The following is a 19,312-nucleotide window of genomic DNA, read 5'->3' as shown; positions in this document are numbered from 1 at the left end:
AAGTGGCTCCTTGCGCTACAGGCCGGGCGGCCCGTTCCCGGGCCACCCGCTCGGACCGGCGTCGGCGACGCCGAGCCAGACACTAGCCCAACATCGGCAGATTGAGCTTCATCCGCCGCGCATGCTCGATGGCCTCGGGATAGCCCGCATCGGCATGGCGCATCACCCCGCTGCCCGGGTCGTTCCACAGCACCCGCTCCAGTCGGCGGTCGGCCGCTTCGCTGCCGTCGCACACGATCACCACCCCGGCGTGCTGGCTGAAGCCCATCCCCACACCGCCGCCATGGTGCAGCGACACCCAGGTCGCGCCGCCGGCGGTATTGAGCAGCGCATTGAGCAGTGGCCAGTCGCTGACGGCGTCCGAACCATCGCGCATCGCTTCGGTTTCGCGGTTGGGGCTGGCGACCGAGCCCGAGTCGAGGTGATCGCGCCCGATCACGATCGGTGCCTTGAGTTCGCCTTTGCGCACCATCTCGTTGAAGGCGAGCCCCAGCCGGTGACGGTCGCCCAGGCCCACCCAGCAGATCCGCGCCGGCAGGCCCTGGAAGGCGATCCGCTCGCGCGCCATATCGAGCCAGTTATGCAGATGCGGGTCGTCCGGGATCAGTTCCTTGACCTTCTGATCGGTCTTGTAGATATCTTCCGGGTCACCCGACAGGGCCACCCAACGGAACGGCCCGACCCCCTTGCAGAACAGCGGCCGGATATAGGCCGGTACGAAACCCGGGAAGTCGAAGGCGTTCTTCACCCCCATCTCGAAGGCCATCTGGCGGATGTTGTTGCCGTAGTCGAGCGTGGCGGCGCCCCGGTTTTGCAGCGTCAGCATCGCTTCGACCTGTACCGCCATCGAGCGCTTGGCCGCTTCGACCACCGACTGCGGGTCGCTTTTCTGACGGGCGCGCCAATCGGCCAGATTCCAGCCCTGCGGCAGATAGCCGTGCACCGGGTCGTGGGCCGAGGTCTGGTCGGTCACCACATCGGGGGTGATGCCGCGCCGGACCAGTTCGGTAAAGACATCGGCGGCATTGCCAAGCAGACCGACCGAGATGGCCTGCCGACGGCTGCGCGCCTCCTCCAGCATGGCCAGCGCCTCATCGAGCGTGCCGGCCTTGCGGTCGAGATAGCGGGTCTTGAGGCGGAAATCGATCCGGCTCTCGTCGCATTCGACGGCCAGCATCGAGAAACCGGCCATGGTGGCGGCCAGCGGCTGGGCGCCACCCATGCCGCCCAGGCCACCGGTCAGGATCCAGCGGCCTTGCGGCTGGCCGTCGAAATGACGGTCAGCGACCGAGAAGAAGGTCTCGTAAGTGCCCTGGACGATGCCCTGCGAGCCGATATAGATCCACGAACCGGCCGTCATCTGGCCGTACATCATCAGGCCCTTGCGGTCGAGTTCGTTGAAATGGTCCCAGTTGGCCCAATGCGGCACCAGGTTGGAATTGGCCAGCAGCACGCGCGGTGCGTCGGCATGGGTGCGGAATACCCCGACCGGCTTACCCGACTGGATCAGCAGGGTTTCGTCGTCGCCCAGGGCCTTCAGACTGGCCAGAATCTGATCGAAACAGGCCCAGTCGCGGGCTGCACGGCCAATGCCGCCATAGACCACCAGCGATTGCGGATGCTCGGCCACTTCGGGGTCGAGATTGTTCTGCAGCATGCGGAAAGCCGCTTCGGTCAGCCAGCTGCGGCAGCTCAGTTCGGTGCCACGCGGTGCGCGCACCACACGATTGGGGTCGAAACGGGGGTCGGTCATGCTCGGTTCTCCGGCGGAAGGCGCGAACGCCGCGCCACGGTCAATAGAAGCCGCTGAACTGGTAGCGTCCGGCGGGATGATAGAGGTTGACCACGGTCGCCACCGTTCCGCGCGAGAAGGTGCGTCGATGGAGCACCAGGCAAGGCTCGTCGCGCTCCATCGCCAGGCGCTGTCGGGTGGTGCGCTCGGGCATCTTGGCCTCGATACGGTATTCGGCGCCCGATAAGGGGGCGACCTGGGTCAGATACTCGTTGGGGGTGATGCGGGTGAAATCCTGCTTCATATAGTCAGGCGCCAGCAGCGGCTTGATCCAGCGGTCTTCGAGCTGGATCGGGCTGCCGTCCTCGCGGTGCAGCACCAGCGAATGAAACAGTTTTTCGCCGACTTCCATATCCATTTCCATCGCCAGCGCCGCATCGGCGTAGACCTCGTCGAGCACCAGCAGCTCGGCCGTATGCAGATGGCCACGGGCCCGGATTTCGTCGGCGATGTTCTTGATCTCGACCAGGGTGGACTGGTACTTGGTGGCGGCGACAAAGGTGCCGGAACCCTGGGTACGGGTCAGCACCCCGTCGGTGGTCAGCTCACGGATCGCCCGGTTGACCGTCATCCGCGCTACGCTGAAACGCTTCGACAACTCGTTCTCCGACGGCACCAGATCGCCGGCACGCCAGGTGCCGGCATGGATCTCGCCGAGAACGTAATCCTTGATGCGTTGGTAAGCGGGTACGGTCATAGGGCTTCCTCCTTGGCTGGGCCGCCGGCCTGCCCCTGCGGACAGGACCGGGGCGCGAGATCGTCAGTCGAAACGATGCGGTGCCAGCGCCGCCAGCCCGCCCGAACGTACCAGCGCGGCAATGGCGTCGATATCGGGGGCGAAATAGCGGTCGCTCTCGTAGAACGGCACCCGGGCACGGATGGCCTGATGGGCCGTCTGCAACACGGCCGAACTCTGATACGGGGCACGGAAATCGATACCCTGGGCTGCCGCCAGCAGTTCGATCGCCAGGATATGTTCCACATTGGCCGCAATCTCGCCGAGCTTGCGCGCGGCAAAGGTGGCCATCGACACATGGTCTTCCTGGTTGGCCGAGGTCGGCAGCGAGTCGACCGAGGCCGGATGGGCCAGGGTCTTGTTTTCGCTCGCCAGCGCCGCAGCCGTCACATGGGCGATCATAAAGCCCGAGTTCAGCCCGCCTTCCCGTACCAGGAAGGCCGGCAGGCCGCCCGACATCGAGGAATCGATCAGCAGGGCAATGCGCCGCTCGGCAATCGCGCCGATTTCGCTGGCAGCCAGCGCCAGATTGTCGGCGGCGAAAGCGACCGGTTCGGCGTGGAAGTTGCCACCCGAGATTGCCTCACCGGTATCAGAGAAGATCAGCGGGTTGTCCGAGACCGCATTGGCTTCGGTCAGCAGCACCGCGGCGGCATGGCGGATCTGGTCTAGGCAGGCGCCCATCACCTGCGGCTGGCAGCGCAGGCAGTACGGATCCTGCACCTTGCCGCAGTCACGGTGCGAGGCGTTGATGGCCGAGCCTTGCAGCAGGGTCCGATACGCCGCCGCCGCATCGATCTGGCCGCGATGGCCGCGCAATTCATGGATGCGTGCATCGAACGGCACCACCGAGCCTTGCGCCGCATCGACCGACAGGGCACCCGAGACCAGGGCGGTCTGGTACAGATTCTCGATCGAAAACAGGGCAGACAAGGCCAGTGCGGCAGACGCCTGGGTGCCGTTGAGCAGCGCCAGACCTTCCTTGGCGGCAAGCTCCTGCGGCTCGAGCCCGGCATGCCGCAGGCCGTCGAGCGCCGATGCCGCGCGGCCTTCGATGGTGACTTCACCCACCCCAAGCAACATGGCCGACATATGGGCCAGCGGCGCCAGATCCCCCGATGCACCGACCGAACCCTTGACCGGAATACGCGGCAATACCTCGGCATTGAACAGGGTGATCAGCCGCTGCATCGTCTCCAGCCGCACGCCCGAATAGCCACGGCCAAGGCTCGATAGCTTGAGCACCATCAGCAGCCGCACCACTTCCGCCGTCATCGCCTCGCCGATACCGACGGCGTGCGACAACACCAGATTACGTTGCAGCTGTTGCAGTTGATCGTCGGGAATCTGGGTCTGGGCCAGCCGGCCAAAGCCGGTATTGATGCCGTAGGCCGGACGGCCAGCCGCCACGATGGCGTCGATGGTGGCAGCACTTGCCTCGATTGCCGGCACGGCCGACGCATCGAGTGCCAGATGCACGCCGCCACGGGCCACGGCGCGCAGGTGTTCCAGGGTCAGCTTACCCGGGGTCAGGGTCAGCAGGGGCATATCCTCTCCGTCCTTCTGTCGCAAATCGGTGCGTTGACTATACAAGCAGACATTTGTATAGACAACCATTCGCTTATACATACAAGGCTGTCGTCTGGCGGCGGTAGTATAGACAGTGAGTTTTACGCTTGCCCAAGCGAAGGCCACGCCTACTCCACAGGCAACAGAACCCGCTGATCGACAAGCGGAAAGCCCCGAACGGGAGCCCAGAAAACCGAGCAGCCATCGGTCAGCAAAACAGCGGATAAAAATTACAAGAATCGCGTCAATCCGCCACAAGACTGGGCAAATTTTACAATTGCTATGGAAAAGACGGCCAAGACGAGCCGCCAGCCACGCCGGGCAACCGCCTCCCCAACGCCTCCCCCGCTCTCCGGTCCGATACTTCATTCATGCAACAGTCACCCACACCATCTGGTGCCATGGCAGCCTGTGCCGAGGGCTGGTGTCCAGCAAAGGCCCATTGCGCTGCGGGTTTAGGCTGCTTGCGGGGAAAAGTGAGGCGAAAAACAGCAAGGCCGCCGTCCATGGGGGTGGAGGGCGGCCCTGGATAGGCAGAATCAAAAATCAGGCAAAACCTGTGCTAGATAAATAACCGGATATTTAAAAAAAGAAAAATTCTTACTTCTTCCGATTCGAATTCAAGGTCGGCTTCACCGCCTGACCCAACTTGGCCGACAGGGCGCTGGTATCGACCCGATAAGCCGGCGAAGCCAGTGCACCCTTGATCGAGATCGGCACGATCACCCCTTTGAGCGCATCGAGTTCGGGAATGCCGCTGCCGCCCACCACCCGGGCCTTGAGGTCATAGTCGACCTCGCCCTGGATCAGATCGACCTTGCCTTCACCGCCCATCTGGATAAACGGCGCCTGCACGGCCAGATGGCGGCCGTTGGCCACGCCCTCACGCACTTCAAACCGAGCCTGCAATTCGGAGAAGCGGGTGCGCCGGCCCGAATCGGCCGGCAGCGGCACGCCGGTCAGCTGGGCCAGATTGGCGCGCAGGCTGCGCAGCGTGTCGCCGATATCGATGCCGCTCAAGGTGCCTCGGGTCAGACTCACTTCGATTGCACCACCCAGATGACGGCGGATCGACTCGACACTGTCGGCCCGGCTGTAGAGATCGAGCTGGAGATTGCCGCGTCCGGCGATACGGTCCAGTTGCAGCACATCACCGAGCAGCGCTTCGACTTCCATGCCGGTCAGGGACTGGCGCAGCGCGAGCTTTGGCTCCTTGCGCACATCGATGCTGAGCCGGCCCTTGAGGCGGCCGCCATAGACTTCGGCTTCAAGCGGCTCCAAGGTAGCGCGCCGGTCGGCCGCTTCGATATGGGTGCGCAGCTCGTTTACCTTGAAGCGGCCAATATCGAGTTGGCCCAGCCGCAGATCGCCGCGCGCATTAAGGCCATAGAGCCAGCTCCAATCGAGCGGGGCGGCGCCGCTGACCAGCTCGGTCTCGCTGGCGACCGGCAGATAGGGGGTAAGGTCGAGTTTGGCCAGATCCAGGCCAAAGGCATAACGCGGGCTGACGAAATCTTCGAGCGACAGCTTGGCTTGCAGGGCCGCGCCGTCGAGACTGCCGCTGGTTTCCCAATCGAGCCGCTCGCGTTGCAGATCGACCCGGGCGCGGCCGCCCAGCGCCAGCTGGATCGCCCCGCGCGGCAGCGAACGGTGACGGTAGGCGCCGGTCAGCGCCAGTTGCGAGAGTTCAACCCGCTGCCAGCCATCGAGTCGCAGCGGGCTTTTGACATCGAGCGAGACGCTCTGCACCGGGTCCATCAGCTTGAGCTTGAGGTCGGCGCTATCGGCCGCCAGCGTGCCACGGTGGGTGACGGCGCTGAGCCGCGCCACGCCCAGCGTGCCGCTGAGTTCGGTACGGCTGCCCTTGATCAGAAAATCGGCATCGAGCTGGCCCGTGCCAAAGCCATTCTCGCCAAATTGCAGTTGCGGCGTCTTGAAGCCGGCCCGCCACAGCGATTCGCCGCGCTTGACGCTGGCGTTGGCGCTGACCCGGCTGGCGCTGGCCCGCCAGGGCAAGGCGGCGGCATGGAAGTCGCCTTGCAGCGCAAAGACCCCTTCGCGCCATTCGGGGGTTTCCACCCTGAGTCCCAGGCGGAATTGGCTCAGTTGCGCCGTCAATTTCTCCCGATCGAAACGCAGGCCGCTTTCGATCTTGAGGGCGCCGCGCCAGTCGGCGGCGGCCAGTTGGCCCTGCACCGTCATCACGCCGCCTTCGGCTTCGGGGTCGACCGCGTGCAGTTCAATTCCGTCGAGCCGCATCCGCTCGCCGAAGCGGTCTTGCCAATCGAGGCCGGCATCGACCAGCTGCACCCGGTTCAGATGCCATTCGACCCGGCCACGACGCGGCTTGCGCTGTAGCAGGTCGTCGCAACTGAGGCTGCCGTCTTCGTATTGCAGAACCTTGAGTTTGAGACCTTCGACCCGGCCATCGACAAATTCGGCCCGCCCTTGCAGCAGGCCGCCCCAACCGAGGGAAAAGCGGGCCGATTCGAATTTGGCGAATTCGGTACCACCGGGCTGGGCCAGGGTGACGTCTTCGAGCGTGATGCTTGGCCGGGGCAGCAGCGCCAGCCGCAGGGCGCCGACTTCCAGGCGCCGGCCCAGCGATTCCGAGGCATCGGCCGCGATCCGTTCCTTCAGGGGCGCGATGTCCAGCAAAGGCAGGACAATCACGGCCAGCAGGACCGCAACCGCAGAAAAAAGCCAGCGACGCCGGCGGGGAGAAAGTTGACGCAGATGCATGGGGGCCGATTATTCCAGATTCATGCCGCCTCCCCCAAATCGATTAGGACCAGATCAGCCCCCCGTCTCGCTTGCGAAAACGGCGTGGCCCGCTAACATCGCCGCTTTACCGCTACGGAATCGCCCCATGACCACCCCCTTCCAGCCCCATCTGACCGAAATCAAAGTACGCGGCTACCATCTCGACCTGTACGGTCACGTCAACAACGCCCGTTACCTCGAATTCCTCGAAGAAGCACGCTGGGGGTTCACCGAAGACCAGGGCTTCCTGCAATGGGTGATCGATAGCGGCCTGGCTTTCGTGATCGTCAATATCAATATCGATTACCGCCGCCCGGCCATGATGGGCGAAGCGCTGCTGATCGAAACCGCCATGAAAAAGGTCGGCAACCGCAGCGCCGTGATCCACCAGACCGTCAAACTCAAGGGCACCGACACCCTGATCGCCCAGGCCGACGTCACCTTTGTGATGTTCGACGGCAAGCGCGGCAGCGCCGTGGCACTCGATGGCGAACTGCGCGAGCGCTTCCTGTCGCTGCCGACCTGGCCTGAAGCGGCTGCCTCTGCCTGATAGAAGGAAAAACGGCGCGGACCCCATCAAGTCCACGCCGCTTTATTTATTTTTATTCATATCCAGCTCTGTATCTTGCAGAGATTTTTCCTGTAATTTTCCTTTCGCTCTGCCTCAGCCGCGGCCACGCCGCCGCAGCAGCCAGGCCAGCACCGGTGGCGTCACCAGGGTGGTCAGCACGATCACCACCACGATCACCGAGTAGAGCGCGTCCGACACCACCCCGAGCTGACGGCCGATCGCAGCGAAGATCAGGCCGACCTCGCCACGCGGCACCATGCCCCAGCCGACCAGCCATTTATCGACCGGCCCGGCCGCCAGCCCCGCCGCGATCTTGCCCAGCACCGCCACCAGCGTGACCAGCAGTGCAACGAGCACGGTTGAGGTGTCGGCCAGCAATTGCAGATTGACCTGCATCCCGGTCAGAACAAAGAACAGCGGCACCAGCATAAAGCCGATTGGCTCGACCATCCTTTGCATCCGGTGGGCATGCTCGCGTTCGAGCAGGTCATGCACTTCGGCCTTGAGTGATGCTTCGCCCGGCTTCAGCGTCTCACGCAGCGCGACATGGAAACCGTCGTGGTCGAAATCGCGGTAAAAGCCCGCTTCCAGAATCAGACCGGCAGCAAACGCCCCGACGATGGGCGCCAGCCCCACCAGATGGGCCAGATAGGCAAAACCGAGGCAGAAACTCAGCAGCACGGTGAATTGCATCGCAGCGCCCGAATCGACGCGGGCAAGCAGTCGGGCAAGACGCGGCGCCAGCCATTGGCCCAGCACGATGGCGCCGATCAGGAAGCCCAGCGCCAGGCCCGTGATCCGGGCGACTTCGAGCGCACCGACGCCGCCACGGCTGGCAATGGCCGAAACCACCGCCAGGATGATCAGCCCCAGCACATCGTCGATCACCGCCGCCCCCAGCACGGTGCGCGCTTCGGGGCTTTGCAGGCTGCCCGCGTCCTTGAACACCCGGCCGGTGATGCCGACCGAGGTGGCAGTCAGGGCAGCGCCCAGGAATAGATGGGCAGTAAAGCTCACATCAGGCAGCAGCCACGGTCCGATCACCCAGGTGCCGAGCAGGAAGGGCAGTACCACCCCGACCACCGCCACCAGAAAGGCACGCCAGCCGACCTGCCGCATGGCGCGCAGATCGGACTCCAGACCGATCTGAAACAGCAGCACCACCACGCCAAGCTCGGCCAGGAAATGCAGGATCGGGTCGGTTTTCAGCGGTTCCAGCCCGCCAAAACCCAGCAAGGTCAGATTGCCCAGCAAGATGCCGATGGTCAGCTCGCCCAGCACCGCCGGCTGGCCAATCCGCTCGACCAGCCCCGACAGTCGGGCCAGCAGCAGCAGCAACATGATCCACAGGAAACGTTCGCCAGCCGGTTCGCCAGCAGCGGCCCAGGCCGGTGCCATACCGAGCAGCGCCAGGGCTGGCAGGATAAAACGCAGCGAGAAGGAAGCTTTGATCATCGACAAATCGCCTCGGATAGCGGGTCAGCAAAGAAGGGCTGCTTGATAGAAAACTATCTGCATTTTCTTTGCAAGATCAGTAGCGGTTTTTATTAAAAAATAAATAACCCCATTGAAACCCCGGGCGAATTGCCGGCAAATGGCAGGCTGAGGCGCTAGGCTGGTTCAGTTGTGGCGGCGGCTTGCAGAACAGCGTAGTGGACCAGTCCGGCCTGGCCCTGGCGCACGATTTCCCAGCCATCGAGTGGTGGAAAGGCGGCGCATTCGAGATAGACCCGGCCGCCGGGCTGGAGCCGGTCGCGCATCTGCGGCAGCACACGGGCGGCCAGATCGGAGGCAAACGGCGGGTCGAGAAAGATCAGGTCGAACTGCTGGCGGTCGCTGGCAAGAAAACTCAGGGCGTCGCGGCCGACGATATCGATCTGGCGGGCGTCGAGCAGGCGACGGTTTTCCTGCAAGGCGGCGATGGCCTGGCGGTTGTTTTCCACTGCCACTACCCGGCGGGCGCCGCGTGAGGCGGCTTCAAAGGCCAGTGCCCCGCTGCCGGCAAACAGGTCGAGGCATTCCAGGCCATGGAGTTCCTGTCCCAACCAGTTGAACAGGGTTTCGCGTACCCGGTCGGGTGTGGGGCGCAGCCCTTCGCCATCGGGAAATGACAGCAGGCGGCGGCGGAATTCCCCGGCGATGATGCGGACCTGATTACGATGGGCATCGGGCTTGGACTTGCCCGACTTAGCCGTGCGGGGCGGCGCGTTCTTCATGACACCCTTCTTGGGACTGGCGGGAAAAGATAGAATCCTACCCCACCGCCGGCCGGTCCGGCTCGTTTCACCACTCGGTTCTACCGCATGACGGATAGCAAGCACAAACAACCCGAATCGTCCGGCTGGGGCAAAAAGCTCTGGAAGGCACTTAATACCGACATCGGCCAACTGATGAGCGGCGACAAGGCGACGCCGCCCACGGTGGAACCCTCCGCGCCGACACCCGCCCCTCAGCCCGAAGCGCTGAGCCAGGCGCCGATGCCGCAACCGGCTCAGGCACCTCAACCGGACCCGACACCTGAGCCGGTTCCGGCACCTCAGTCGATTCCGACACCTCAACCGGCTCCAGCACCTCAGCCGGCTCCAGTACCTCAGCCGGCTCCAGCACCTCAACCGGCTCCAGCACCTCAACCGGCTCCAGCACCTCAACCGGCTCCAGCACCTCAGCCGGCTCCGACACCTCAGCCGGCTCCAGCACCTCAGCCGGCTCCAGCACCTCAACCGGCTCCAGCACCTCTGCCGGCTCCAGCACCTCAGCCGGCTCCGACACCTCAGCCGGCTCCGACACCTCAGCCGGCTCCGACACCTCAGCCGGCTCCGACACCTCAGCCGGCTCCGGCACCGCAACCAGCTCCGCCACCGCAACCAGCTCCGCAGCCACAGGCGACGGGGGAGCCGGTGGTCGAGAAGTCGTTCTGGCAGCGCACGGTCGAGATTCTGAATACCGATGTGACGGTGCTGGCCCGCGATGTCGCCGAGGCGAGCAAGGAAGTCTGGCGTTACAAGCTCAAGGCGGGTCTGGCCAAGACGCGCGACAAGCTGGGCAAGGAGCTGGCAGCGCTGTTTGGCGGCGGGCAGATCGACGAGGATCTGTATGAAGAGCTGGAAACGGTGCTGTTGACGGCGGATATGGGAATCGATGCGACCAACCATCTGCTCAAGGATGTGCGTGAGCGGGTCACCTTGGCCGGATTGAAGGATGCGGCCGAACTCAAGGGAGCGCTCAAGGGAGCGTTGACCGAGCTGATCACGCCGCTGGAAGCGCCGTTGTCGGTCGAAGGCCACAAGCCTTTTATCATTATGGTGGCCGGGGTCAACGGCGCCGGTAAGACCACCTCGATTGGCAAACTGGCAAAGTATTTCCAGAGTCAGGGCAAATCGGTGCTGCTGGCCGCTGGCGACACCTTCCGCGCGGCGGCGCGCGAGCAGCTGATGGCCTGGGGCGAGCGCAACGATGTGACGGTGATTGCGCAGGACGGCGGCGACTCGGCGGCGGTTATCTTCGACGCCATCAATGCCGCCCGCGCGCGGCAGATCGACGTGGTACTGGCCGACACGGCCGGTCGTCTGCCGACCCAGCTTCATCTGATGGAAGAGATCAAGAAGGTGAAGCGGGTGATCCAGAAGGCCGATCCGGCCGGCCCGCACGAGGTTCTGCTGGTGCTGGACGCCAATATCGGCCAGAACGCGCTCAATCAGGTCAAGGCGTTCGACGACGCGCTGGGCTTGACCGGTCTGGTGCTGACCAAGCTCGACGGCACGGCCAAGGGCGGGATCATCGCCGCGATTGCCAAGCAAAAACCCATTCCGCTGCGCTTTATCGGCGTCGGGGAAGGCATCGACGATCTGCGGCCGTTTGAAGCCGCCGACTATGTCGATGCGTTGATCGAATAAGCCCAACGGCCGACGGCCCGCGATGATTCAGTTCAATCAAGTCAGCAAGCGCTATCCAGGTGGTTTCGAGGCGCTTAAGCATCTGACCTTCCGGATCGAGACGGGCGAGCTGGTGTTTCTGGCCGGCCACTCGGGCGCGGGCAAGAGCACGCTGCTTAAGCTGATTGCCGGGATAGAGCGGCCGAGCGCCGGCGCGGTGGTGGTCAATGGGCAGAATCTGGCCAGCATCACGCGGCAATCGCTGCCTTTTGTACGGCGCCATATCGGTTTGATCTTCCAGGATCACAAGATCCTGTTCGACCGCAGCGTGTTCGACAATGTGATGCTGCCGCTCGACATCCTCGGCTACGACCGGCGTGATGCCGGCAAGCGGGTGCGGGCGGCGCTCGACAAGGTCGGGCTGCTGGGGCGGGAAAAGCTCAATCCCATCTCGCTGTCGGGTGGAGAGCAGCAGCGACTGTGCATTGCCCGCGCCGTGGTGCACCGGCCCGCCATCCTGCTGGCCGACGAACCGACCGGCAATCTAGACCGCGATTACGCCCACGACATCATGGAGCTGTTCAAGAGCTTTCATCAGGTCGGGGTAACGATTCTGATCGCGGCCCACGACGAATCGTTGATGGCCGACTATGGCCGCCGCATTCTGCGGCTGGCGCACGGCCAGTTCACCCAGTAAGGACCGCCATGAAGCAATGGTTGCTGCTGCACCGCATGGCGCTCGCTCGCACCGTCAAGCTGCTGGGGCAGGCGCCATTCGCCACTTTCGTCAATCTGCTGGTGATTGGCGTGGCAGTCGCCCTGCCGCTTGGGCTGTATACCGTGGTGGCCAATCTGGGCAAGCTTACCGACAAGCTGCCGGTGCGGCCGCAACTGACGGTGTTTCTGCATACCCATGCCAGTCCCGACGATATCGCCCGCCTGAAAAAGCAGCTCGAAGGCAGCCCGCAGGTGGCGCGCGCCCGCTTTGTCGATAAGGCCGAAGCCTTGAAAGCACTTGAGCAAAGCAGCGGAATTGCCGAATTGCTGGCGGGGCTGGAAGGCAATCCGCTGCCCGATGCCTTTGCCGTGGAACTCAAGGACAACGACCCGGCCAGACTGACCACACTGGCCGAGCAGGTCAGGACCGATCCGGCCGTCGAGACGGTCCAGCTCGACGCCGACTGGGCGCGCCGCTTGCAGGCCCTGGTAGCGCTGGGCCAGGAAGCCACCCTGGTGGTGGCGGCATTGTTCGGCGCGGGCTTATTGCTGGTGACGGCCAATCTGATCCGTATGCAGATCCTGACCCGACGCGAGGAGATCGAAGTGGCACGCCTGATGGGGGCGACTGACGGATTCATCCGGCGGCCGTTTCTCTATTTCGCGGCGACACAGGGGATATTGGGCAGCCTGATCGGCCTTGCCATGGTCGCCCTGGCGGTTGAGCGACTGGCCCATCCGGTAGCGGAACTGGCCCGACTCTATAACGACCGGTTCGAACTGACCCTGCCGCCGGCCAATATCCTGGCCATGGCCCTGCTTACCGTCACCCTCGTCAGCCTGGCTGGAGCCAGCCTGTCGGTACGGCGTCACCTCCAGGCCATAGACCCTTGATATAGCAGGGTTTTTGCTGGCACCCCCGATCCGGTCTCCTATTGGAACAGTTCGTTCCAGTTCTGCAACCCAGGAACTCCTGCCCCTGTCTGGCACTCTCAGATGTCGAGTGCTAATATGCAGTGGGTCGGTTCTATCCCCGGCCAAGAAGGAGTCGAATAATGAGCGCCACCATGAGCCTGCCGGTCATTTCCGCCGGCGATAGCCTTGATAGCTATATCCGTCAGGTCAATACCATTCCGATGCTGACCGCCGAGGAAGAAGCCGATCTGGCGCAGCGTTACCGCAGCGGCAACGACCTCGAAGCCGCCGGGCGGCTGGTGCTTTCCCATCTGCGGGTGGTGGTATCGATTGCCCGTGGCTACTCCGGTTACGGACTGCCCCAGGCCGATCTGATCCAGGAAGGCAATATCGGCCTGATGAAGGCCGTCAAACGCTTCGAACCGACTCGGGGCGTGCGCCTGTTCTCCTTTGCAGTGCACTGGATCAAGGCCGAGATCCACGAATACATCATTCGCAACTGGCGGATGGTCCGGATCGCCACCACCAAGGCGCAGCGCAAGCTGTTCTTCAATCTGCGCAGCATGAAGCAGAGCTTCGCCGCCCTGACCCACAAAGAAGCGCGCCAGATCGCCGAAGACCTCGGGGTCAAGCCTGAGGAAGTGCTGGAAATGGAAACCCGTCTGTCGGGCCAGGATATCGCCCTGATGGCCGAAGACAACGACGACGACAATCATTACGCCCCGATCGACTGGCTAGCCGACCACGACAACGAGCCGGTGGCCGTGCTGCAACGACGGGCATTCGATCAGTTGCAAGGCGAAGGACTGGAAAAAGCACTCGACACACTGGACCCCCGTTCACGCCGTATCGTCGAAGCCCGCTGGCTTGCCGATGACGAAGCCGCCACGCTGCATGAACTGGCAGCCGAATTCGGCGTATCGGCCGAGCGTATCCGCCAGATCGAAGGCAAGGCGCTACAGAAGATGAAGGGTGCCTTGACGGCGGCTTAGCCGCAGCGGCTCCACTTCCCATGAAAAAGGCCGAGCAGCAATGCTCGGCCTTTTCGTTGCCGCAGTCGGTTCACACCGCCACGGTCTTGATATCTTCGCCGATGAATTCGAGGAAGGCTTTTTCCAGGCTGATCATCGGCCGCACCTCACGCAATTCGGCCCCGCACTCGCGCAGCCGCTGCAAGGTATCCCACAGCGCCGCCGTGGAGACCTCGACGCACCAGTTACTCGAATCGAGCCTGACGGCACCTTCAATCCCGATCTGACCGGTGCAGCAGAAGAACACCGAATAATTGCCGTGCTTATTGAGCAATTCAGCCGGTGTCTGCACGGTCTTGATCAGGCCCTTGTGGATAAAGCCAAAGCGCTGCGCCAGCCGCTCGACATCGTGCAGCACATGGGAGGAGAAGAACAGCGTGCCGCCCTGGCTGTGATATTCATGCAGGATATCGACGGTTTCGCGCCGCCCGATCGGATCAAGCCCCGACAGCGGCTCGTCCAGAATCAGCAGACGCGGCTTGACCGCCAAGGCATGGGCCAGAGCGGTACGCTGCACCATACCTTTGGAAAAGCTGCGGATCTTCTTGTCGGCCACATGGGCGATGCGAAAGCGCTCCAGCCATTCGAGACAATAGCGCCGCACATCGGGCACCTTGAGCTTATGCAGCGCAATCCCGGCCGACAGCACTTCATAGGGCGTCAGATAGTCGTTCAGATACGGACTCTCCGGCACATAGCCCATACCGATCCGCGAAGCATGCTCGGCAATCGGGCGGCCGAAGATCTCGGCCTCACCGCTGGTCGGACGCGAGACGCCGACCAGGATCTTGATAGTGCTGCTCTTGCCGGCCCCGTTGGGACCGATAAAGCCGAAGGCTTCGCCCTCCTCGACCTCGAACGAGATCCCTTTGAGCACTTCGCTGCGCTTTAGCCGCGCATCGCGATATGTTTTGCGGATATCTTGGATTTTTATTGCAATCGCCATCCAGCTCACCTTGCCGCAACTTGCAACTCGACGTTGCCGTTTTTGATGATATAGCTTCCGCCCAGTGGGTCCGGGGGTATGGCGGGAAGCAGTTTTTCCTGTACCAACTGCGCCAGTTCGGTCGGCGCCGCGCCATGGCGGCGGCGATAAGTCTCGACTGCCTGCTTGAGCGTAATCAGATTACGCAGCCGGGCCGCCCGCTGTTCCAAAAAGTATTTAAGCGGCGGCGCACTTTGCTTGGCCATCGCCTCGACCATCTGCAAAGCCTGTTCAGGCTCATAACCACGTTCGGTCCAGCGGGCCGCCATGGCCGTCAGGGCATTGCGATTGACGCCTTCGGCGCGCGAGGCCGCTATCCGCAGATCGGCCGCAGCCGCCGCGTAGTTCTTCTCGAAGTAGTACCAGTTGAAACCCCGGAAGAACGGTGGCAGGTAATCGCGCTTACGCGCCTCGGTAGCCAGTTGCAGAATGGTCTGGCCGGCCTGGAATTCGCCATTCCACGGCAGAATGGCCGCCGCCGTATAGTAATTGTCCTCGTGCATCGGGTTCAGCACCGCCGTCGCCAGCTGCACCTTGGCCAAGACCTTGTAGGTATTCTTCTGCAACTCGTGCACCCCCACTGTCTGCGAGCGGAAAGCACCGATATTGGCCGCCAGATATCTATCGCCGCCCGCCGCGACCAGTTGCAGCTCGGGCGGCATCGCGACTTCCATTTCGATCAGCCGATACTTGCGCGGCAGCTCGTTGAGCGCTTTGACCACCGAGACATAGGCAGCCAGCATGGCACAGAGCAACAGCGTCAGCCCCAAGAACGGCCGGGACAGAATCAATCGTTGATGCATAGTGGCAGCCCCTGGTTCAGCTTGTCTCACCTGTCGCCGGGAATTGCCGGACAAACTCGTTCAGCGCCTGATCGATCTGTGTCACCAGGCCCGCCCAGTCGTTCAGTTTGTCCTGACGGAACAGGCGCATCGAGGAATACCAGACCGTGCTCTCGCCCTGTTCACCCCAACGCCAGTCATTCCACTTGGACAGCAAGGCCCACACCGGCCGTCCCATGGCCCCGGCCAGATGGGCCAGGGCGGTATCGACGCAGATCAACAGGTCCAACTGCTGAAGGATGCAGGCGGTGTCGGTCCAGCCTTCCATCTCGGGCGCCACATTGTTGAGCAGCGGATGGATTTCCGGATAGTAGAGGACGATATTGGACGGCTCGTCCTTTTGCAGGCTGAACCAACTGATATCCTGGCGTGCCAGCAAAGGCAGCAGCTTCTCGAACGGACAGTCACGCCGATGGGTATCGCCGTGCTTCTGATTGCCGGCCCAGACGATGCCGACCCGTGGCCGTCGATAATCAGCCAGATGGCCTTCCAGTCGATGACCGCTGAGCATGGGTCGCAGATAAGGCTCCTGGAGCGGCGCCATCTCGGCATCCGACGCCAGTCCCAGCAGCCAGGGCAGACTCATCACATCGGCGTAGCAGTCGAATTGCGCCAGCCTGTCGCCCACTTCGGAGCGCTTGAGCAGCGGATACGGCAGATCCGCCGCGCTGAACAGATCGAACAGGCGATCATGGACAGCATAGGTAACGTGGCCTTCGATGCGCTCGACAAAGCGGGCAAACTGGATCGTGTCCCCAAGCCCCTGTTCGCAGAACACCAGCAGCCGTCGCTGTTGCAAGGCTTGGCCGTCCCAGCGCGGCAGGGTCGAATCGGGAAAAGTCCGGGCAAAGGTATCGCCATTGGGCAACCGTTGCCGACTTTCCCAGGCAGGCCAGCCCTCCGACCAGTTTTTCCGGAAGAACTGTCGGATCGCGTATTTGAGGCCCAGCGTCGTATCGGTGGGGTTGGCCCGATAAGCCTGGGTCAGCAAATGGTCAGCTTCCTGCCAACCCTCTGCATCGCCCCTGGCGCTTATCAAACGAAATGGAATACCTTCGAGATTAGGATTCATCCGAGCCGCCAGCTGGACATCTTCCCAGGCCTGGGCGAACTCACCCACGCGCTGGCGCAGATTACCGAGCCACAACCGCATATCGGCCGAATGGCTGAAGCGGGCCACCGCATGCTCGAACACCGCTTTGGAGATTTCCAGATGCTGTAGTTCGTGCAAATACCAACCCAGATAGAACCAGGCTTTCTCATGGTTCTTATTGCACAGCACCGCCTTTTCGAACTGGGCCAGCGCCTGATCGGACCGTTCCAGGCGCCAGAAGCAGAGTCCCTGGTTGATCAGGGCTTCGGGCGAACGCGGATAGACTTCCAAATATCTGTCATAGCAGTCGGCCGCTTCCTGCCAGGCTTCGTCCTTTCTGAGGAGCTGGGCCTGCCAGTAGTGGATATCGGGACACGCCGACAGGCCGGAGGCAGCCATCTCGTCGAGCAGGCTGCGAATCTGCGCCAGGTCACCGCGGCCCCAAGCCTGCTTGAGCAGATGGCGGAAACCATGCAGACGCAGTCGATTGGGGAACGGGCCTTGAATGGCATTGGCGGCCTGCCGGGCCGTGTCGGCCTCGGACGATATGCCGTCCAATACCGCCCCGTATTCAGCGGCTTTCTGCTCGAGTGCCGTCCTCAATGTCTCATCGGCCCCAGCCTGGCGTAAATAACGCTGGGCACAGCGGATCGCCTGCTCGGGCCACGTCGACTGCTGCAAGGCGGCAAGCAGCCGATCGCCTTTATCGCGGGCAGCGGCTTGCAGACAGTCGAGCAGCGGGTCTTGCCCGGCCGCCGGACACACCATCTCATCAAGAAGCGCCTGCCGGACCTGCTCGATCAGCTCGGGCCAGTCTTGTTCCCGGGTCTGGCGGAAAATCCGCATGCTGGGATACCAAGGCGAGGTCGAACCCTGATAGCCCCAGCGCCAGTCACCATAGCTTGGCAGCAGCATCCAGACTTGCTTGCCCAAGGCACCGGCCAGATGGGCGACCGAGGTATCGACGCAGATCACCAGGTCAAGGTTCTGGATAATGGCGGCGGTATCGGAGAAGTCGTTGATCTCGGCCGAGAGCGATTCGATATCCCAGCCCTCGGGCGGATAGCTGGCCTGCTCGGCAACCGGGCCTTTTTGCAAGGAATAGAAACGGATGCCCGGCAGTTCGGCCAGCGCCACAAACTCGGCCAGCGTGGCCGAACGGTTGTAATCGTTGATGTGATGTGGATTGCCGGACCAGACCAGGCCGACCTTCAGCCGGGTCTCGTCGGCGCGTAAACGGTCGGCCCATTTCTGCAATAGATCAGGGGGCACATCGAGATAGGGACTGCTAGGAATTGTGCTGAGGTCATTGGCGAAAATCCGCCCCAGACTCAGCATAGGAATGTGATAGTCGTATTTGAGGTTTTCCAGCGAAACTTGCTCGGCGGGTCTGGCATCGGCCTGATTCTTCAATAAACCGACAATATCGTCGTAGCTCTGGAATACCACCCGTCCGCCGCGCTGCTCCAACCAGGGCATAAAGCGCAGAAACATGATCACATCGCCAAAACCCTGTTCGCTATGGACGAAAATGACTTTTCCGGTCAGATCCTCGCCATTCCACATTGGCACTTCCGGCATTTTTTTATGCACCGGCATGCCCGAGGAAAAACGCCACTCGAACTCGCGCCACCCTTCTTCCAGCTGGCCCATTGTCAGCAGCAAAATGGAAAGATTGAAATGCGAAGCGCTATGCTGGGGTTGAATCGCGATAGCTTTTTTATAGAAAACCGCTGACTGTTCCAGTTCGCCAGCCAGATGATGGGCATGGCCGAGGGCAAACCAGTAGTTGGGATCGTCGGAAGGCAATGGCTGCCACATTTGCGCAGCATGGTCGAACAGCCGACCTTTTGACAGCGCCCGGCTCAGCATCGCCTGGGCGATCTCCTTTTGCCCAGGCAGGCGGGCCCATCTTTCGGCCTCAACGGCGGCAGTGGCAAATCTGCCTAGCTGAATGGCCGACGAGACAATATAGAAGCGCACATTGGGTGCAAACGGATTGAGCGTCAAAACGCGCCGCATGAAATGCAGGACCAGTACATCCTGGTTCTGCATCAATGCGCAGTAGCCGCGCTTATAAGGAATATCCCAGCCGAGATCGAGCAGATCGTCTGCCTTGGCAAAACAGTCGGCGGCCTGTCCCCACTCTTCCAGCACAAACAGGCACAGGCCGATATTATAGAGCGCCTGGCCATGCTCAGGATTCTGCGTTACCACCCGCTCCAGCAGGGGCAGGGCTGCTTGCAGATTCTCCTGCTGCATCAGCAAGGTGCCCAGAAGGAACAAGGCATCGATATGGTCGGGCTGTTCTTGCAGAAAACTCCGGTACAGCGCCTCCGCTGCCGCGAAATCCCCGGACCGATGATGTTCGAATGCCTTCTCAATCAAATTTTGCATTTTTTCAGCTTCCCTCTTGGGCCGGCCAG

The 19,312-nt window shown here is 62.4% G+C and carries 14 protein-coding genes; 5 read left to right on the top strand and 9 right to left on the bottom strand.

Going from position 1 to position 19,312, the window contains the following annotated elements:
• Nucleotides 1-82: 82 nt before the first annotated feature.
• From hutU to ACFOW7_RS16465, 4 genes are all read right to left on the bottom strand, one after another.
• Nucleotides 83-1,753, bottom strand: a complete 1,671-nt coding sequence (hutU, locus tag ACFOW7_RS16480) for a urocanate hydratase (protein ID WP_378166304.1) — start codon at nucleotides 1,751-1,753, stop codon at nucleotides 83-85.
• A gap of 40 nt (nucleotides 1,754-1,793) precedes the next feature.
• Entirely contained in the window at nucleotides 1,794-2,489 is a 696-nt protein-coding gene (gene hutC / locus ACFOW7_RS16475) for a histidine utilization repressor (protein ID WP_378166302.1), read from the bottom strand.
• Between the two features lie 63 nt (nucleotides 2,490-2,552).
• Nucleotides 2,553-4,076, bottom strand: a complete 1,524-nt coding sequence (gene hutH / locus ACFOW7_RS16470; RefSeq protein ID WP_378166299.1) for a histidine ammonia-lyase — start codon at nucleotides 4,074-4,076, stop codon at nucleotides 2,553-2,555.
• Between the two features lie 621 nt (nucleotides 4,077-4,697).
• A complete protein-coding gene (locus tag ACFOW7_RS16465; RefSeq protein ID WP_378166297.1) occupies nucleotides 4,698-6,839 on the bottom strand; it encodes an AsmA family protein in 2,142 nt (713 codons plus the stop codon).
• Nucleotides 6,840-6,966: 127 nt separating this feature from the next.
• Between ACFOW7_RS16465 and ACFOW7_RS16460 the strand changes: the two genes are divergently transcribed.
• A complete protein-coding gene (locus ACFOW7_RS16460) occupies nucleotides 6,967-7,410 on the top strand; it encodes an acyl-CoA thioesterase (protein ID WP_378166295.1) in 444 nt (147 codons plus the stop codon).
• A 114-nt stretch (nucleotides 7,411-7,524) separates the two neighbouring features.
• Here the strand turns inward: ACFOW7_RS16460 and ACFOW7_RS16455 are convergent, their stop codons facing one another.
• Both ACFOW7_RS16455 and rsmD read right to left on the bottom strand, forming a co-directional pair.
• Entirely contained in the window at nucleotides 7,525-8,886 is a 1,362-nt protein-coding gene (locus tag ACFOW7_RS16455; RefSeq protein ID WP_378166293.1) for a cation:proton antiporter, read from the bottom strand.
• Nucleotides 8,887-9,041: 155 nt separating this feature from the next.
• Nucleotides 9,042-9,647 carry a 16S rRNA (guanine(966)-N(2))-methyltransferase RsmD gene (gene rsmD / locus ACFOW7_RS16450; protein ID WP_378166291.1) on the bottom strand — a complete coding sequence of 202 codons (606 nt, stop codon included), beginning with the start codon at nucleotides 9,645-9,647 and terminating at the stop codon, nucleotides 9,042-9,044.
• A 261-nt stretch (nucleotides 9,648-9,908) separates the two neighbouring features.
• Between rsmD and ftsY the strand changes: the two genes are divergently transcribed.
• The 4 genes from ftsY to rpoH all read left to right on the top strand — a co-directional run bounded on the left by ftsY (nucleotide 9,909) and on the right by rpoH (nucleotide 13,927).
• The gene (gene ftsY, locus ACFOW7_RS16445) at nucleotides 9,909-11,324 is read left to right on the top strand and encodes a signal recognition particle-docking protein FtsY (RefSeq protein ID WP_378168059.1); all 1,416 of its coding nucleotides are present in this window, start codon (nucleotides 9,909-9,911) and stop codon (nucleotides 11,322-11,324) included.
• Between the two features lie 22 nt (nucleotides 11,325-11,346).
• Nucleotides 11,347-12,000: a cell division ATP-binding protein FtsE gene (gene ftsE / locus ACFOW7_RS16440; RefSeq protein ID WP_378166289.1), complete on the top strand. Its 654-nt coding sequence runs from the start codon at nucleotides 11,347-11,349 to the stop codon at nucleotides 11,998-12,000.
• A gap of 8 nt (nucleotides 12,001-12,008) precedes the next feature.
• Nucleotides 12,009-12,914, top strand: a complete 906-nt coding sequence (ftsX, locus tag ACFOW7_RS16435; RefSeq protein WP_378166286.1) for a permease-like cell division protein FtsX — start codon at nucleotides 12,009-12,011, stop codon at nucleotides 12,912-12,914.
• A gap of 161 nt (nucleotides 12,915-13,075) precedes the next feature.
• Nucleotides 13,076-13,927, top strand: a complete 852-nt coding sequence (gene rpoH, locus ACFOW7_RS16430; RefSeq protein WP_378166284.1) for an RNA polymerase sigma factor RpoH — start codon at nucleotides 13,076-13,078, stop codon at nucleotides 13,925-13,927.
• Between the two features lie 70 nt (nucleotides 13,928-13,997).
• Here the strand turns inward: rpoH and ACFOW7_RS16425 are convergent, their stop codons facing one another.
• From ACFOW7_RS16425 to ACFOW7_RS16415, 3 genes are read right to left on the bottom strand one after another with little or no spacing between them, the layout of a single operon-like run.
• Entirely contained in the window at nucleotides 13,998-14,912 is a 915-nt protein-coding gene (locus ACFOW7_RS16425; protein WP_378166283.1) for an ABC transporter ATP-binding protein, read from the bottom strand.
• 5 nt (nucleotides 14,913-14,917) lie between these two features.
• The gene (locus ACFOW7_RS16420; protein WP_378166281.1) at nucleotides 14,918-15,754 is read right to left on the bottom strand and encodes a hypothetical protein; all 837 of its coding nucleotides are present in this window, start codon (nucleotides 15,752-15,754) and stop codon (nucleotides 14,918-14,920) included.
• A gap of 16 nt (nucleotides 15,755-15,770) precedes the next feature.
• On the bottom strand, nucleotides 15,771-19,283 hold the full coding sequence (locus ACFOW7_RS16415) for a tetratricopeptide repeat protein (RefSeq protein ID WP_378166279.1): 3,513 nt from the start codon (nucleotides 19,281-19,283) through the stop codon (nucleotides 15,771-15,773).
• Nucleotides 19,284-19,312: the final 29 nt, after the last annotated feature.

It is taken from the genome of Chitinimonas lacunae, from assembly GCF_042650885.1.
In the GTDB taxonomy this organism is placed as follows: domain Bacteria; phylum Pseudomonadota; class Gammaproteobacteria; order Burkholderiales; family Chitinimonadaceae; genus Chitinimonas_A; species Chitinimonas_A lacunae.
Note: the sequence above shows the minus strand (reverse complement) of the source record. Positions and strands in the feature narration are given on the sequence as shown.